At 37.0% G+C, this 16420-nt stretch carries 17 protein-coding genes and 1 other RNA gene; 5 read left to right on the top strand and 13 right to left on the bottom strand.

Annotation, left to right across the window (positions count from 1 at the left end):
- Positions 1-17: 17 nt before the first annotated feature.
- The 8 genes from der to A1D18_RS05530 all read right to left on the bottom strand — a co-directional run bounded on the left by der (position 18) and on the right by A1D18_RS05530 (position 7829).
- Positions 18-1394 (bottom strand): ribosome biogenesis GTPase Der, encoded by a 1377-nt coding sequence (der, locus tag A1D18_RS05495; protein ID WP_071662786.1) that lies wholly within the window; start codon positions 1392-1394, stop codon positions 18-20.
- A complete protein-coding gene (bamB, locus tag A1D18_RS05500) occupies positions 1367-2527 on the bottom strand; it encodes an outer membrane protein assembly factor BamB (protein ID WP_171910824.1) in 1161 nt (386 codons plus the stop codon). The genes der and bamB overlap by 28 nt, the downstream gene beginning before the upstream one ends.
- A gap of 11 nt (positions 2528-2538) precedes the next feature.
- A complete protein-coding gene (locus tag A1D18_RS05505; protein ID WP_071662788.1) occupies positions 2539-3168 on the bottom strand; it encodes a YfgM family protein in 630 nt (209 codons plus the stop codon).
- Positions 3165-4448, bottom strand: coding sequence for a histidine--tRNA ligase (hisS, locus tag A1D18_RS05510; protein WP_071662789.1), 1284 nt, complete (start codon positions 4446-4448; stop codon positions 3165-3167). The genes A1D18_RS05505 and hisS overlap by 4 nt, the downstream gene beginning before the upstream one ends.
- Before the next feature lie 2 nt (positions 4449-4450).
- Positions 4451-5248 (bottom strand): type IV pilus biogenesis/stability protein PilW, encoded by a 798-nt coding sequence (pilW, locus tag A1D18_RS05515; protein ID WP_071662790.1) that lies wholly within the window; start codon positions 5246-5248, stop codon positions 4451-4453.
- Between the two features lie 25 nt (positions 5249-5273).
- Positions 5274-6395 carry a dual-specificity RNA methyltransferase RlmN gene (gene rlmN, locus A1D18_RS05520; RefSeq protein WP_071662791.1) on the bottom strand — a complete coding sequence of 374 codons (1122 nt, stop codon included), beginning with the start codon at positions 6393-6395 and terminating at the stop codon, positions 5274-5276.
- Positions 6395-6829 carry a nucleoside-diphosphate kinase gene (ndk, locus tag A1D18_RS05525; RefSeq protein WP_071662792.1) on the bottom strand — a complete coding sequence of 145 codons (435 nt, stop codon included), beginning with the start codon at positions 6827-6829 and terminating at the stop codon, positions 6395-6397. The genes rlmN and ndk overlap by 1 nt, the downstream gene beginning before the upstream one ends.
- 220 nt (positions 6830-7049) lie before the next feature.
- Positions 7050-7829 (bottom strand): glycerophosphodiester phosphodiesterase family protein, encoded by a 780-nt coding sequence (locus A1D18_RS05530; protein ID WP_071662793.1) that lies wholly within the window; start codon positions 7827-7829, stop codon positions 7050-7052.
- Positions 7830-7978: 149 nt separating this feature from the next.
- On the opposite strand from A1D18_RS05530, the gene A1D18_RS05535 reads away from it, so the two are divergent.
- On the top strand, positions 7979-8473 hold the full coding sequence (locus tag A1D18_RS05535) for a hypothetical protein (protein ID WP_071662794.1): 495 nt from the start codon (positions 7979-7981) through the stop codon (positions 8471-8473).
- 20 nt (positions 8474-8493) lie between these two features.
- Here A1D18_RS05535 and A1D18_RS05540 read toward each other — a convergent pair whose 3' ends face one another.
- Positions 8494-9162, bottom strand: coding sequence for a S24/S26 family peptidase (locus A1D18_RS05540; RefSeq protein WP_071662795.1), 669 nt, complete (start codon positions 9160-9162; stop codon positions 8494-8496).
- Between the two features lie 200 nt (positions 9163-9362).
- Here A1D18_RS05540 and guaB point away from each other — a divergent pair, with 200 nt between their 5' ends.
- The 3 genes from guaB (at position 9363) to A1D18_RS05555 (ending at position 13702) form a co-directional block, all read left to right on the top strand.
- Entirely contained in the window at positions 9363-10823 is a 1461-nt protein-coding gene (gene guaB / locus A1D18_RS05545) for an IMP dehydrogenase (protein ID WP_071662796.1), read from the top strand.
- A gap of 88 nt (positions 10824-10911) precedes the next feature.
- Positions 10912-12483 carry a glutamine-hydrolyzing GMP synthase gene (guaA, locus tag A1D18_RS05550; protein ID WP_071662797.1) on the top strand — a complete coding sequence of 524 codons (1572 nt, stop codon included), beginning with the start codon at positions 10912-10914 and terminating at the stop codon, positions 12481-12483.
- Positions 12484-12625: 142 nt separating this feature from the next.
- Positions 12626-13702, top strand: coding sequence for an AI-2E family transporter (locus tag A1D18_RS05555; RefSeq protein ID WP_071662798.1), 1077 nt, complete (start codon positions 12626-12628; stop codon positions 13700-13702).
- Between the two features lie 7 nt (positions 13703-13709).
- Here the strand turns inward: A1D18_RS05555 and A1D18_RS05560 are convergent, their stop codons facing one another.
- The 4 genes from A1D18_RS05560 to smpB all read right to left on the bottom strand — a co-directional run bounded on the left by A1D18_RS05560 (position 13710) and on the right by smpB (position 15868).
- Positions 13710-14174, bottom strand: coding sequence for a peroxiredoxin (locus tag A1D18_RS05560; protein ID WP_071662799.1), 465 nt, complete (start codon positions 14172-14174; stop codon positions 13710-13712).
- 30 nt (positions 14175-14204) lie between these two features.
- On the bottom strand, positions 14205-14726 hold the full coding sequence (locus tag A1D18_RS05565; protein WP_071662800.1) for a glycine cleavage system transcriptional repressor: 522 nt from the start codon (positions 14724-14726) through the stop codon (positions 14205-14207).
- 173 nt (positions 14727-14899) lie between these two features.
- Positions 14900-15307, bottom strand: a transfer-messenger RNA (tmRNA) gene (gene ssrA / locus A1D18_RS05570).
- An 84-nt stretch (positions 15308-15391) separates the two neighbouring features.
- On the bottom strand, positions 15392-15868 hold the full coding sequence (gene smpB, locus A1D18_RS05575) for an SsrA-binding protein SmpB (protein ID WP_071662801.1): 477 nt from the start codon (positions 15866-15868) through the stop codon (positions 15392-15394).
- A gap of 80 nt (positions 15869-15948) precedes the next feature.
- Between smpB and A1D18_RS05580 the strand changes: the two genes are divergently transcribed.
- Complete coding sequence (locus tag A1D18_RS05580; protein WP_071662802.1) at positions 15949-16419, top strand: type II toxin-antitoxin system RatA family toxin; 471 nt, start codon at positions 15949-15951, stop codon at positions 16417-16419.
- Position 16420: the final 1 nt, after the last annotated feature.

The following is a 16420-nucleotide window of genomic DNA, read 5'->3' on the forward strand; positions in this document are numbered from 1 at the left end:
GGCTTTTAAGAATAAAATTACGAACTCATTTTATCCCTAAACTCAATCCGAATTGGACTCCCAATAATTTTCAGTGACTTGCGATAGAAATTTTCTAGATAGCGACGATAAGATTCAGGTAAAAAACTAGCATATTGGCCATGAATAAGAATTATTGGAGGATTATATCCTCCGGGATGAGCATAACGTAGCTTAACAGTATGCCCACGACTCAAAGGCGGTTGGTGTGCATTAACTGCTTGCTCTAATAAGCGCGTTAACTGTGAAGTAGATAAACTCTGTGTTGCCGATCGATAAGCCTGTTGAATGAATGTAAATAAATTACCAACACCCGTTCCATGAAGTGCGGAAATAAAAATAAGTTTAGCAAATGGTACAAATTGTAAGCGTCGATCCAACTCTTTTTTGACTTGAGCTCTTTGCTCTTTTGATAAACCATCCCATTTGTTTACAGCAATGATGAGTGCTTTTCCACTTTCTAAAATAAAACCTAGAAGATGTAAGTCTTGCTCACTAATACCTTCCTGTGCATCAATTATCAATAACACAACGTTACTTGCCTCAATAGCCTGCAAACTTTTAATGACAGAAAATTTTTCGATATCTTGTACTGTTTTTGATTTTCGACGAATTCCCGCTGTGTCAATGAAGGTATATAATTTTCCCCTATACTCAACATCATTTGCAATACTATCACGCGTGGTCCCTGGTTGATCAAAAACAATGGCTCGATCTTCACCTAAAATTCTATTTAACAAGGTTGATTTACCTACATTTGGTTTCCCTATAATCGATACTTTTATTCTTGAAATAACAGCTTCTTCTGTCAATGCTGGTTCAGTGGTTGAGGTTTCAATATTAGGAAAATAACCTAATACTTTTTCCATTAATTCTTGAATACCGTAGCCATGAATTGCGGAAATAATAGAAAGTGATGCTGCATCAAAACCTAATAGCGAAAACTCACTTTGTAATAAAGCCGGCTCTAAATCTTCACCTTTATTAATAACCAATGTAATTTTTTTACTGAGTCGACGTAATAATTGTGCTAATTGCTGATCCAATGTGGACAGACCTTCCCTTGCACTGACTAAAAATAAAACATGATCAGCCTCTCTGATGGCACGTTGGGTTTGCTGTTCCATTAGAAAAGCGATATTTTTTTCTTTACTCCCAGTTAATCCTCCGGTATCTACCACTATATAAGGTCGATTTCCTACGACTCCTTTTCCATAAAGTCGATCCCGAGTTAAACCGGGAATATCTCCCACTAAAGCGTGCCGAGTTTTCGTCAAGCGATTAAATAAGCTCGACTTTCCTACATTAGGTCGGCCTACAAGAACAATACTTGGCAAAGAAGAAGTGGTCATACAGGTAAAGTAGCGTGAGTCCACGCAGATAAACCACCTTCTCTGGTTAAGATACATACTATCGGATAATCCACAACTGGATTAGCTATGATACTAGCATTATCATGAACAAGATCTCTTGCCAATGGATGTCCATCAGATTGAGCTAACCAATGAATATAGCCTTCTTGATCTCCTATAATTAAACTATTTCCAAAAATAACTGGCGCAGTTAAACCACGATGTCTTAAAAACTGTTGTCGCCAAATCAACTCACCTGTAGAACGATCAAAGGCCCAGACGTCGCCTTTGGTATCAGTTATATATAAATTATTGCCAACAGTAAGACCCGAATAACTTGAGAAATTTCGTTGCCATAAAATTCGACCGGATCTTAAAGAAATAGCCGCTAGCTGACCTTGATAAGTAACCACATAAATTACATCACAAGATGATAAAGGATCTGCCGCTATATCAATTAATTGATCAGCGGCAGTCACTCCCTGTGGAAATGCAATCGTTCGTTCCCACAATAAACTACCATTTCTTAGGTTCAGCGCAGCTAATTTACCATCAGAAAAACCCACCACAACTTTATTACCTATAATTTGTGGTGCACTACTCGGCCTTAGAATTAACTGTGGTGAACCATGCTCGTAAGCCCATAGTGACTCACCGTTTTGTAACTCTAATGCGATTACTTGCCCATCTACCGTTTTAAAAATAATTCGACCTTTTTCGATTGTGGGAGGGGCTAATACTTGATTTGGCAATATTGCTCGCCATAAAATATCTCCTGAATTCGCTGCTAAAGCAATTACTTGCGGCTGCTTGGTAACAACGATCACTACCCCTTCACCGACTGCTGGACCACTCGTTATAATTTGTTTAATATTTTTTTGCCATAATTTATGGCCATGAGTTAATTCTAAAGCAGTAACAAGACCAGATTTACTCGCAACAAAAATTTGATCTCCTTTAATAACAGGACCTAACCGTAGATAATCTTCACCCATACCCCTGCCTGTTGCTATAGACCATAATAATACGGGTTGAAATTGAAAAGGGTAAGCAGTCAAAGGTGCTGGAACAGGGGTATTATCATCACCTAAACCCGCACAACCTGTTAAAAATAACAAGCACAAAAAAATACTGCAATGAACATAAATTTTAGTCATTAGAGTTCTCATCAAACGTAAGCCAAATTATTAATTTTCATTTCTAACAGAGGTCGCCCAATAGTATTTCCAAAAGCTCGTTTAGCCGCTAAATAACTTTGCAATGCTTCTTTGCTATGCCCTAAATTATTAAGAATGTCTCCCTTTTCTTCCAAAAAGATTGGCAAATAATTCTTATCTTCATTTTTAGCTAGTATACTTAAGGCTTCTTTTGCCTGGTTTTGCGCTAATAAAATTCTCACTAACCGTAAACGTGCGATAGATTGTAAAGCGTGATTGTGACCATGATCGATAACCCAAAGTAATCTATTTTCAGCATCAGATAAATTATTTTGATTAATTGCTAGTTTGGCTAACTGTAAAGCCGCTAAGGAAGCATACGGCGTATATGGATAATTTTTTAACAATCCCTCTGCCAACTTATTTAATATAACTGTATTTTCACTCGTGGTTATCGCTGCTATTAGGCGTTCATATTGCATCGATGCTTTAAGTAAATTATTTTCTTTTGCTTGACGCCAATAATTCCAACCCCAACTAATAAAAACAGCAAAAATAATGCCTATTAAAATTCCAAAACAGTATTCACGACACCATTTTTTTACATATTCAGCTTGTTCTATTGCGACTAATTCATTCATAGACTTAAATAATCCTGCAATTTTTGTATCACTTGATCTTGAGGTATGATTTCTTGCGGGCTTTTTTCCCTTAAGTTTTTAATAATGAAAGTGTCAGACTTTACTTCATCGTCTCCTAAAATTAAAGCAAAACGCGCTCCACTTTTATCGGCACGTTTAAACTGAGATTTAATTCCATCTCCAGTCACATCAAGTATCAAATTGATAGCTGTTAACTTTTTACGTAAATATTCTGCTAAAATCAATCCTTTTTGTATAGCAATATCGCCAATCGTAATAAAGTATAAATCTGGTATTGGGAGAAATGTCCCCGAATTTAATTTAGGTAATAAGTTAATTAAGCGTTCTAAACCTATGGCAAAACCCACTGCTGGAGTTGCATGCCCACCCAATTGTTCTACCAGGTTATCATAACGTCCTCCTGCACAAACTGTATTTTGCGCAGCTTGCCGTTCACCGGCAATCACCCATTCAAAAACTGTTTTATTGTAATAATCTAATCCTCTGACTAAACGAGGATTAATGCTGAAACATATATCTGCATTAATGAGTATTTCTTGTAAAATACAAAAGTCTTGGTGAGATTCGGAATCAAGATAATCAAGTAACTGAGGGGCCTTTTCAATAAGCTCCTGCATATCAGGATTTTTACTATCTAATATACGTAATGGATTGGTCTGTAATCGACGATGAGAGTCTTCATCTAAATACTTTAGATGTTGTGTAAAATAATCTACTAAACTCTCTTTATGTGCCTTGCGTGCTGCCGATGACCCCAGCGAATTTATTTGCAAGCTTAATTGATGGTTTAAACCTAATTCATCCCAAAGCCGCGCTGTCATTAAAATTAATTCCACATCGATATATGGCTGAGCTATACCAAACACTTCGACACCAAATTGATGAAACTGTCTGTATCGCCCTTTTTGCGGTCGCTCATGCCGAAACATAGGGCCCAAATACCACCAGCGTTGAATTTGATTATAAAGTAAACCTTGTTCTATACCGGCACGAACACAACCTGCAGTCCCTTCAGGTCTTAACGATAAACTATCTCCATTACGATCAATAAAAGTGTACATCTCCTTTTCAACAATGTCAGTTACATTGCCAATACAACGTTTAAACAATTCCGTTTTTTCAACTATAGGTAAACGAACTTCTTGATATCCATATTGCTTGGTCAGTTTACGCAATATACTTTCAACTTTCTGCCAAATAAAAATTTGCATGGGCAGAATATCATTCATACCCCGTATTGCTTGTATTTTCTCTACCATAATTAATAATAAAGTTGTTTGCTTTTTTGTTTGGGTTTTGGTTTAGGTGTTCGTATTAATGCCCTATAGGCATCAGAATTAGGAAATCTTGTTTGTAACATTAGTGTGTAACTACCTGCTGCTATTGGATTCCCTAAAGCTCTGGCTAAAACAGCACCCAACCATAAAGCATTGGCTGTAGGCTCTTTAACGAGCTGCATATAATGATCTAAATATTGCTGAGCTTGTTGATAGCTTTTTGTTTGATAACTTATTCTTCCTAATTCCAACCAAGACAACGCACGTTTAGGATCTTGAGTAATAGCTTGAGTAAAATAACCCATTGCTTTTCTAGCATCCGGTATCTGCATAGCACATAAACCTGCGTTTTCATAGACTTGCGCTGTGTTAAGGTAAGTCGGGTCCTGTAATGCCAATAAAAAATGCTGATCTGCTTCAGAATAACGACCGCGGCGACACAAAAAAGTACCATAATTATTTTGTGCGGCACCGGATTTTGGATTAAGTGCTATCGCCCTACGATAGTAAGCATCTGCAGAAGAAAGATTTCCTGTAGTTTCTAGAAAATAGCCCATGGCACCTTGTGCCTGCAAGGATCCAGGTGCTTGCTGTTCAGCAAGCAATAATTTTTGATGTGCGCGTTGCACATCACCATTTTGTAAATAAGCTAGACCTAGCTGTACATTAACATCGGACGCTTGAGAACCCGATAGCTGAGTTTTTGATTTAGAAAAAATACTACAGGCCGTCAACGTAATTATAAAAAAAATGATGATGAATTGCTTTAATATCGATACCATTTATCCTCCGTTATTTTTAATTCCATTAAATTGCAGCTAATGATTTAAGTAAAATAGGAATCACTTTTTGATGTTGCCTGCTATGGTAACTCCGATCTTGAACGCGACCTACTAATTGACCACATGCGGCATCAATATCCTCCCCTCTAGTTTTTCGCGTTATCGTATTCAGTCCGGCCCTCATTAAAATACTTTTAAAATTTTCAATTACCGCCAAAGAAGAGCGACGATAAATCGTATTAGGAAACGGGTTAAAGGGAATTAAATTTACTTTAACTGGTATACCTTCTAAAATTTTAATTAGCTGCCGTGCATGTTCGGGTTGATCATTAACTCCTTCTAACATGACATACTCCATAGTGATACGTCTTCGACTATCTCCTTTAAAATAATTCCGACAAACCTCTAACAACTCTGAAAGAGGATATTTTTTATTGATAGGGACTAGACGATTTCTTAGTTCATCATTAGGCGCATGTAAGGATACCGCAAGTGCCACTTCACTTATTTCTGATAAGCGTCGCAATGCGGGAACTACACCAGAAGTACTTAAAGTAACCCGTCGCTTAGAAAAACCATAAGCAAAATCATCCATCATAAGATTCATTGCTTTAACGACATTATCAAAATTTAATAAAGGTTCACCCATCCCCATCATCACAATATTACTCACCGTATGATCGTGGCGTAAAGATTCATCAGATAAACTCCGCACTGCCAACCATACTTGTCCTATTATTTCAGCTACGGTTAAATTACGACTAAATCCTTGTTGCGCAGTTGAACAAAAACTACAATTTAATGCACAACCTACTTGTGATGAAACGCATAAAGTTCCTCTACTGACCTCAGGTATAAAAACTGTTTCGATACAGTTACCATCACTAAGTCGCAATAACCATTTTCTAGTCCCATCTTCCGACTTCTGTTCAAAAACAGTTTCCGGTAAATCGATTTGTGCTATCAATTTTAGTTGGTTACGCAATAGCTTACTTAAATTACTCATCATTTCGATATCTTTGATACCTATTTGATGAATCCATTTTAAAACCTGTTGTGCTCGATAAGGTTTTTCTCCTAATCCTTGAAAAAAAAGTTGCATTTCTTCTCGATCAAAATCGAGTAAATTTTTAAGTGGTGCATTCATTATTCAGAACCTTCGCCAAAACATTGATCGGATGTAAAAAAGAAAGCTATTTCTTGCCTAGCCGTATCAATACTATCGGATCCATGAACTGCATTCTGGCCTACACTTTCTCCAAAATCAGCCCGAATTGTACCTGTAGATGCTTGTTTAGGATCTGTAGCACCCATCAATTCACGATTTTTTAGAATCGCATTAGGCCCTTCTAAAACCTGTATCATCACGGGCCCTGAACACATAAACTCAACCAATTCATTAAAAAAAGGCCTGTCTTTATGGATTTCATAAAATTTCCCAGCTTGATCTTTCTTTAAATGATCCATCCTAGCTGCAATAATTTTTAACCCCGAATCTTCAAATCTTTTAGTAATCTCGCCAATACAATTTTTTCTAACCGCATCAGGCTTGATAATAGAAAGGGTTTTTTGAATGCTCATAAATGCCTCTTACTTTTGTTCTAACAAATTATCTATTTTTAAGGATAGAAAGTATTATACAGACTTAATAGCCAGGCACATATAGGCTTTTATATGTCTATTGCTTTTTAATGGGAGTTTTGAGGTTTTTGGGGAATATCCTAGAAGCTTCTAACCCGATCGCATTTCAAAATTAGGTTAGACGCTTCTTTTGAATATCATCTACCTAACCCAAGCTAACTTAAGCCTTGCGAACCAAATTAAGCAACCTATCCGGAAAATCTGTTAATACACCATCTACTTCTAAAGCTAATACCCTTTCCATTTCTTCGACTTCGTTGACAGTCCAAACGTCCACCCGTATATTTTTTTTATGTGCTGCCTTTACAAAATGTGCAGTTACTATCTCATAAGGGACTTCTAGGGCTGTAGCAGACAATAAAAAAGGGCGCGTTAAAAACAGCTTGCTCAATTTTGAAAAGCGATCCACCTCAGCTTGTGTCCCCGCTGTAGCAATCTTAGGACAAAGTCTACGCATCACTTTCATGGTACGCGAATTAAAAGCAGACACTAATATCTGTTTAGTTTTGTTATGCTGATTTATAAGTTCTCTTAATGCAGCCACAATAGGTGGATCATTCTGCTTTATCTCTATATTAATAACTTGTTTTGGAAAAGCAGTAAAGATTTCATTTAAACTTGGAATTTTAATTCCTTGATCTCGAAAAGGAAAAGTATGACCTTCATCATTAGTCCAACGATAACCTGCATCTAATTTTTTCAATTCTGCTAATGTGAAATCTTGTACTAATCCCTTAGCATTCGTTGTACGATCGACTGATTCATCATGAATAGCGACTAAAACACCATCCCTAGTCATATGAATATCAATTTCACTTAAATCTGCTCCTAGTTTTGCTGCCTCCTGTAATGCAAATAAGGTATTTTCAGGCCATAATCCCGCTCCTCCACGATGAGCAATAACAAGCGGTTTTGCATTAACCTGATAAAGTGGAAACATACAAATTCCATAATACTAAGTATAAATATCTTTGTTTGATAAAGAAATATGATAAAATATTCCTCATTTATAGCATGTAAAGCCTTAAAATACTAACTCATACTAGGTTAAAGCTTACCTGCATCTTTGTCCAATGAGGTCTTTTTTCCATGAAGGAATATCATTATACTCCTATATCTACGGAGTCTACACGATCTACCTTTTTTGATTATATTAATAACGTTAACCTCCCCCCCATCGATTATTTTTCTGTTGGCATAGAAGATTATGGCCAAAAAAAAATCACTTCCCTTATTTCAAGGCTAGAATGGCAAATTTATTTCGATAAAAATCAAATAACTAATAATGACCCTTTAATAAAGGCTAAAAAATTATCTCAAAGAAAAATTATACCTTTTTCAGAAATAGACTATATCGATTCGTTTGGGAAAGAAGTCATGAGACAACGATCATTACATGGCATGAAAAATGGCTTAATGCTTATACATAAACAACATCATATAAACTACATGATTGTACTTGCCACTGGAGTTTCTAAATTTAATCACTTTAGTTTTCTCACCAAATACTATACTCAACTTATAAGACTTAAAAATGACCTTAGCAAAATTATTGAAAGAGAAATTAACTATATTTTGAACTGAAGTTTATTTCTCTATTACCATTATTCATCTTTTCTCCGGACCCATATAACTGCTGCGGCAGACTCTATATCTGCATCAAAAATGATAGGCTCTGCCGTTCTTCCCATAGGGTTTAAACAGGCCAGATTAAACCGACCTAAAGAATCTTTAAACAGCCGCCGAAAATATTGGCCCCCATCTTTCAAGTAAATAATACAGTCCTTATTCACTATTTTGTCAAATTCATTGCTGTATCTTAATCTCCCGCCCACATAATCTCCCGCTCTATATTGAGGACTCATTTCATCATTAGAAACAATCATGACTACCGCATTCGCATAACGATCTCGAAACTCTTGGGCATCTCGCATCATTGCAACCTCATCATCTGCATCAATAGGTAAATTGACAATTTCACTAGGCATAGCAAAATAATGACCTAATGAAAGCCTAACGGTAGGATCTAATCCTTTGCCGTCAGCTATCCAAGACTCATCAACTATTAAACCTTCATTTTTATAAACTGCTACACAACGTTTAATGCCATTTTTTGAAATCTTTATCATACTATTCTCCCAAGATTTCAAAGTAATTTCAGGCAATTTATATTTTTTTTCTATATATGCTCTAGTAAGCCGTAAAATTGAGCGTAAATATTTAAGTCTTGCACCGGGAGTATCTAAATTACGTTGAAGTAATGCCTGGGACATAATGGTCAGTCTCCTTGTAAGAGATATTTATTAAGCTTAAAAAACTTATTTTAACTCAAGTAGTTAACTAAAAATAGATAATAAAAGCCAGCCTATTCTGGACTAAATATGGTTTTTTATTTTTCGGCCACTAGACTTCAAGGGGGGGTATAAGGTACCTTCTACGCAATTTTATTTAGTTTTTATTATTTACTTATATTATGAAAATGATTCAAGAAGGGTTAACGTTTGACGACATTCTATTACTTCCCAACCACTCAAAGGTTTTACCTAAAGATGTATCCCTGGAAATACAATTAACTTCTAAAATAAATTTAAAAATCCCATTAATTTCTGCAGCCATGGATACCGTTACAGAAGCTAAGCTTGCTATAGCACTCGCTCAAGAAGGGGGGTTAGGCATTATTCATAAAAATATGTCCATAGAAGCTCAAATTCAACAAATTAGAAAGGTAAAAAACTTTGAAAATGGAATGGTAAGAAACCCTATCACTATTGCACCGGAAACAACTTTACGCGAATTACTCAAGCTGATGGCAACTTACTCGATTTCAGGGATACCCGTTATCGAAAAGGACCAATTAGTAGGTATAGTCACACATAGAGATATACGTTACGAAGAAAACTTAGAGAAACCCGCTTCTCAAGTTATGACGCCTAAAGAAAGACTTATTACAGCTAAAGAACAAGCGGCACCTGAAGAAATAATAGGTTTACTGAATCGTCATCGTTTAGAAAAAATATTGATTGTCGACGAACAATTTCGTTGCCGAGGATTGATGACAGCAAAAGATTTGCAGAAAACCAAAGAAAAACCCTTCGCAACTAAGGATCAACGCGGTCAGTTATGCGTAGGTGCAGCTGTAGGCATAGGTATTAATGCTAAGGAGCGTGCAACATCATTAATTGAAACTGGCGCAGATATAATCTGTATTGATACCGCACACGGTCATGCCCAAAGCGTTATTGATATGGTCAAATGGTTAAAAACTGCCTATCCAGACGTTTCCCTCATAGCCGGAAATATTGCTACTGCCGATGCGGCACAAGCTTTAGCAGCTGCAGGTGCAGAGGTTATAAAAGTAGGCGTAGGGCCAGGTTCTATTTGTACAACTCGAATAGTAACGGGTGTCGGTGTCCCTCAAATTACCGCTATCATGAACGTTTCTGCAGCCTTAAAAGGAAAACCCGTAACTCTTATTGCTGATGGTGGGATTCGTTATTCAGGCGATCTTTGTAAAGCGTTGGCCGCTGGCGCACACGCAGTCATGATAGGCAGCTTGTTCGCAGGCACCGAAGAAGCACCCGGAGAAATTGAACTTTATCAAAGTCAACCTTACAAAGCCTATCGTGGTATGGGCTCTTTAGGAGCTATGCAACAAGGATCATCGGATCGTTATTTTCAAGAAACTTTAGAAGTAAATAAGCTAGTTCCTGAAGGCATAGAAGGAAGAATACCTTATAAGGGCCCTTTACAAACAGTTATTCAACATTTATTAGGTGGAGTTAAGGCTGGCATGGGTTATACAGGAAGTGTCGATCTTGCCGATCTCCATAAAAAAGCGCAATTTATAAAACTTACCGCTGCCGGCATAAGAGAAAGTCATGTTCATAATGTGGCAATTACTAAAGAAGCTCCTAATTATTACCGAGAAGATTGAATATTTCATATCCACTCTCAAAATAATTTCTAGCTTTTTTTATGAACCTTAAAATTAAATATCGAATAAAAACGGAGTGTACCTTAAGATGACAATCCCAAAAGAACGCATATTAATTCTCGATTTTGGCTCACAGTATACGCCGTTAATTGCGCGACGCATTCGTGAATTGCATGTTTATTGTGAAATCTATCCTTACGATATCTCAGAATCTGAAATTTTAGCTTTTGCGCCGAAAGGAATTATTTTATCAGGTGGTCCTGAAACCGTTACTTCAGATACCACTCCTCGAGCTCCAAAAATAGTATTTAGCTTAGGCTGTCCAATTTTAGGGATTTGCTATGGAATGCAAACTATGGCTGAGCAACTTGGGGGTAAAGTCGTGTCCTGCGCCAACCGTGAATTCGGATATGCGCCTGCTCTAGTGGCTGCTGAAACTGAACTATTAACTCATATCCGAGATAATCCCCAAAATGAAAAAGATGTATTGTTAGATGTCTGGATGAGTCATGGAGATCATGTTGAACAACTTCCTCCTGGTTTTGTTCTTATATTAAATACTCCTAATACGCCAATTGCTGGCATGGCTGATCCCACACGTGATTTCTACGGCTTGCAATTTCACCCAGAAGTAACACATACCCGCCAAGGGAAAAAAATATTAGCACGCTTTGTAGAAAAAATTTGCCATTGCCAAGCAAGCTGGACAGCACCTAAAATTTTAGAGCATGAGATTGCTGAAATAAAAAAGAAGGTAGGTAATGAAAAGGTATTACTTGCGCTATCAGGTGGTGTCGATTCTACTGTATTAGCTGCATTATTACATAAAGCGATTGGCAAGCAATTACTATGTGTTTTTGTTAATACTGGCTTACTGCGCATTACTGATAAAGACTCTGCGATACAGGCTTTAGCAGATGATATGCATATTTCAGTTGTAAAAATCGACGCTTCTGCGCGCTTTATAGACGTTTTAAAAGGGATAATTGATCCCGAGGAAAAACGTAAAGCTATTGGTAATTTATTTGTTGAAATATTCGAAACTGAAGCCAGTAAACATTCAGATATCGCTTGGTTAGCACAAGGCACCATCTATTCTGACGTCATTGAGTCTGCTGGGACAAGCACTCAAAAAGCGCATGCTATTAAATCTCATCATAATGTAGGTGGGCTTCCAGATACACTTAAACTTAAGTTATTGGAACCCTTACGTGAGCTATTTAAGGATGAAGTGTGTGAATTGGGTATAGAATTAGGTTTGCCGCCCGACCTAGTATACAAACATCCTTTCCCAGGTCCTGGATTAGCAATTCGAATATTAGGCGAAGTAACTCAAGAAAAAGTAGACTTATTGCGTAAAGCTGATCTTATCTTAATTGAAGAACTTCGTAGACAAAATTATTATCATAAAACAAGCCAGGCTTTTTGTGTTTTCTTACCGATTAATTCTGTTGGGGTTATTGGAGATGCTCGTCAATATGCTCCAATTATTGCAATCCGTGCTATTGAGACTATAGATTTTATGACTGCTCGATGGGCTAATCTGCCTTATCAATTACTCGAGACTGTATCAAATCGAATTATTAATGAGGTGCGTGGAATTTCCAGGGTAGTTTATGATATTTCGGGAAAACCTCCTGCGACCATAGAATGGGAGTAAAAGCGCTTCTATCCTACACCAAAGGTAAAAGCAAGCTATATATTCACAGCAATTAGATTTTTGACAGAGTATACTTTGACTTTAACTTATCTGTTCAATAGACTTCACTTATTCACACTTCATAGAAGTAGCGACTTAAACTATGCTGCAACTTATTAAAAACTGGTTTACACGATACTTTCTTGACCCAGAATTGGCTATTTTATGGTTATTCCTATTATTTATTATTATCGTTTTTTCCTCTTTAGGAAAAATTTTAGCTCCTGTGTTTGTCAGTGTCGTTATGGCTTATTTATTACAATGGCCTATTAGCTCCTTAGAAAAGCTCCGTTTACCACGAATCGCTGCGGTTTTAGGAGTGTATATTAGTTTTGTGGGCTTAGTTATCCTGGCAATTGTGGGTTTGTTACCGTTATTATTTCGCCAATTAAGTAACTTAATTGCTGAACTCCCTGCCATGGCTGCAAAAGGCCAAGCGCTACTTTTGTATCTCCCCACTCGTTACCCAGGCTATACATCTGCCAGTCAAATTCAAGAATGGATTACTCAGTTTAAGGCTGAATTAACCCATTCTGGACAAGGAATATTATCTGCTTCACTAGGTTATATTCCCAATATTATTGCCTTTACCATTTATTTTGTATTAGTCCCTTTGCTAGTCTATTTTTTCTTACTCGATGAAAAAAAAATAATCACCTGGCTGACTCAGTATTTACCTGAAAAGCGTCGATTAATTTCTCAAGTCTGGACAGAAGTTCTTGCCCAAACAGGTAATTATGTCAGAGGGAAAGCTTTAGAGATGCTGATAGTCTGGATAGTTACTTATCTTTCATTTGCAATACTTGGTCTCCAGTACGCGATATTACTCAGTGTATTAGTTGGGATCTCAGTGATTATTCCTTACATAGGAGCAGTTATGGTAACTATTCCTGTTCTTATTATCGGATTTTTAGAATGGGGATGGACAGCGCATTTTGCCTATCTAGTTGCAGTTTACACTTTAATTATCACATTAGACGCTAATGTATTAGTACCCTTTTTATTTTCTGAAGCAGTTGATTTGCATCCAGTAACTATCATTATTGCTGTACTTATCTTCGGAGGTTTACTAGGATTCTGGGGAGTATTTTTTGCTATACCTCTAGCTAGTGTGGTAAAAGCTATTCTAAATGCTATTTCTTACAAAAAAATACATACACATAAAAATAAACTATGTTAATGGCCTATTAACTTAATTCAGCAACTGCTTGTAAAACTGCTACTACATGACCAGGTACTTTTACCTGTCTCCACTCCTGACACAAAATACCTTGTTTATCAATCAAAAAAGTACTTCTCTCTATTCCGCGAGTTTTTTTGCCATACATCATTTTTTCTTTTAATACGCTATATAAGTGACATACTTTTTCATCAACATCGGATAATAATTCAAAAGGAAATTGCTGTTCTGTCTTGAATTTTTTATGAAGCTTCAAGCTATCTCGTGATACTCCTAAAATTATTGTATTTAAAGAAGCAAATTTTTTATAATTTTCTGAAAAATCTTTTCCTTCCTGCGTACATCCTGAGGTGCAATCTTTAGGATAAAAATACAAAACCACATTCTTACCCAGTAAACTCTTTAAATCTATCATTTTACCGCTAGTAGCGGGTAAACTAAAATCAGGTGCAGGTTTATTTATAACTAACATATTGGCAAATCATATTAAAGGAAAATAGATTTAATTTTTTTGAGGTTCCATAGCCACATCAAAATTGTGTTCATCACAAAATACGATAAAATGTTCGCGAAAATCTGCAACTAAATGCGGCGGTTGCGCCGGAAAACCAAAAGACAATGAAATTCCCAACATTGCTGCTTCAGTTATCGGGGCTTTATAGGATTCTATATGAAGATTATACAATGTTACCTGTTGTTCTGATAAAAAATGAGTAATCTTAGCTAAAACATTAGGTATATCGGGAGCAACAATATAAGATGAATAAGGGAAATTATCCGGTTGTGCACTACGAACTTGCGTACGCTCAACTAAAACATGACCTTCGAATTTTTTTATGAGCGTTTCAAATCTAGCAATGGTATTCCAGGCTCCCCCAATCAGCAAGGTCATAGTCACATGCTTTGCTGTGGTATTTACACGCGCATCAACAATATGGCAACCGCTATGAGCAACCATTCGAAATACTTGATCAGTAAGCTGATTTTCATTAAGGCCTAGGACAACAACAACCAGGTTTTCCATAAATATTAATCATGTTTTTCTAACGAGCCGGTAGTCTATTCTTTTTTAAGCAGGTTGTCACTAGGGGATCAGATTGACCTAGCTGGGCTTCACTTTCATATTAGATTCAGGTTTACGTAAATCTATATATCCTCAATGATAACTCAAAATCCTTAAGAGAACGTTTTTAAAACTGGTGGAGGCGGTGGGAATCGAACCCACGTCCGCAAGCCCGCTGCCTTTGGCACTACATGTTTAGTACAATCTTTAAGTTTAATCGATCCATCTCCGATTGACAGGGAATTGACCGACGATTCTGTTTGATTTTAGTAGTTTTCGCCTCAGAAGGGGCTAGACTACGAGCTTGTCAGTTATGACCACTACCTCCACATACAAGCCTATGGAGTTCATGGCGCCGGCTGCTGTTTAGGCAGCGCTAACGTTACTAAATTAACTACCGATTAGGCAGCAATAGCAACGTCTTTAGCGTTATAGTTAGCATCGTTTGCAACTATAGATTTACAACATGATTAACGAGGCAAAGTTGCGTCCTCGACATGCACCTTAGGGTTTGTAACCGACGTCGAAGCCAGATCGCCCCCAAGTGTTTATTATACCTCATTTATAGCATGCTTTCTTGTTAAGCCTGAAAAATAGAGCTAAAAAGTTAAATGTAGGTATTAATCTTACCTGGAATAACGTCCTAAACGCATTTTTTCCCGCTGCCAGTCTCTTTCCTTGATACTAGCTCGCTTGTCATGCTCTTGTTTACCCTTTGCTAAACCTACTTCTAGCTTAACTCGATTCTTTTTCCAATAAAGCTTTAATGCGATTAGCGTATACCCTTTACGCATAATGCTTCCGGAAAATTTGCTTAGTTCTCGTTCATTGAGTAATAACTTACGCGTACGGGTTGGATCCGGGCGGCTATGATTTGTAGACACTGTTGCGAGCGGAGTAATATGACACCCTAAAAGCCATGCTTCGCCATTTTTTAATACGACATAGCTCTCTGTCAACTGAGCCCGTCCACTACGAAGACTTTTGACTTCCCAGCCTTGTAAAACTAACCCAGCCTCGATAGATTGCTCAATAAAATAATCATGGCGGGCGCGTCTATTTAATGCAATCGTTGTGGCTTGCAATGCTTTCTTAGAATTCATGGGATATACTCAAACTTATTAGCAATCATAGCTCTCAAGCATAGCAAACCTAGGAACGATAGTCGCCCTGAACCTTAATTATGCCAATTATTCAACATTCGTTAGAAGTACCTTACAATGTGTCAGAAATGTATGATCTTGTGAATCACATTGAAAAATACAGTGAATTTCTTCCCTGGTGTACCGAAAGTAAAGTTATCAGTCAGGATGAAGATAATATAGAGGCTCGTCTTACTTTAACTGGAGGGGGACTATCTAAAAGTTTCACCACATCTAACCGCATGCAAAAAGACAAATTGATTGAAATTAACCTTATCAACGGTCCATTTAAACATTTAGAAGGCTATTGGTCATTTGAAACGACACCACGTGGATCAAAAATCAATTTAAATTTGGAATTTGAATTTTCTACGCGTTTACTCGCGCTTGCTTTTTCTCCTATTTTTGAGAGAGTAGCTAATACGTTAGTAGAAGCTTTTTCCAATCGTGCCAAGCAGGTTTATGGGGATCGCCAATTTGAAAATAACATTCATCAACAAGACAACGTATAAA

It is taken from the genome of Candidatus Rickettsiella isopodorum, assembly GCF_001881495.1.
Lineage (GTDB): Bacteria > Pseudomonadota > Gammaproteobacteria > Diplorickettsiales > Diplorickettsiaceae > Aquirickettsiella > Aquirickettsiella isopodorum.

Coding starts and splice junctions, on each gene's coding strand:
- guaB (WP_071662796.1), top strand. CDS start 9,363: ATGAAAATGATTCAAGAAGGGTTAACGTTTGACGACATTCTATTACTT.
- rlmN (WP_071662791.1), bottom strand. CDS start 6,395: ATGAATGCACCACTTAAAAATTTACTCGATTTTGATCGAGAAGAAATG.
- A1D18_RS05530 (WP_071662793.1), bottom strand. CDS start 7,829: ATGTTTCCACTTTATCAGGTTAATGCAAAACCGCTTGTTATTGCTCAT.
- pilW (WP_071662790.1), bottom strand. CDS start 5,248: ATGGTATCGATATTAAAGCAATTCATCATCATTTTTTTTATAATTACG.
- smpB (WP_071662801.1), bottom strand. CDS start 15,868: ATGAATTCTAAGAAAGCATTGCAAGCCACAACGATTGCATTAAATAGA.
- A1D18_RS05540 (WP_071662795.1), bottom strand. CDS start 9,162: ATGTCCCAGGCATTACTTCAACGTAATTTAGATACTCCCGGTGCAAGA.
- A1D18_RS05535 (WP_071662794.1), top strand. CDS start 7,979: ATGAAGGAATATCATTATACTCCTATATCTACGGAGTCTACACGATCT.
- guaA (WP_071662797.1), top strand. CDS start 10,912: ATGACAATCCCAAAAGAACGCATATTAATTCTCGATTTTGGCTCACAG.
- ndk (WP_071662792.1), bottom strand. CDS start 6,829: ATGAGCATTCAAAAAACCCTTTCTATTATCAAGCCTGATGCGGTTAGA.
- A1D18_RS05505 (WP_071662788.1), bottom strand. CDS start 3,168: ATGAATGAATTAGTCGCAATAGAACAAGCTGAATATGTAAAAAAATGG.
- A1D18_RS05560 (WP_071662799.1), bottom strand. CDS start 14,174: ATGTTAGTTATAAATAAACCTGCACCTGATTTTAGTTTACCCGCTACT.
- A1D18_RS05565 (WP_071662800.1), bottom strand. CDS start 14,726: ATGGAAAACCTGGTTGTTGTTGTCCTAGGCCTTAATGAAAATCAGCTT.
- A1D18_RS05555 (WP_071662798.1), top strand. CDS start 12,626: ATGCTGCAACTTATTAAAAACTGGTTTACACGATACTTTCTTGACCCA.
- hisS (WP_071662789.1), bottom strand. CDS start 4,448: ATGGTAGAGAAAATACAAGCAATACGGGGTATGAATGATATTCTGCCC.
- bamB (WP_171910824.1), bottom strand. CDS start 2,527: ATGACTAAAATTTATGTTCATTGCAGTATTTTTTTGTGCTTGTTATTT.
- A1D18_RS05580 (WP_071662802.1), top strand. CDS start 15,949: ATGCCAATTATTCAACATTCGTTAGAAGTACCTTACAATGTGTCAGAA.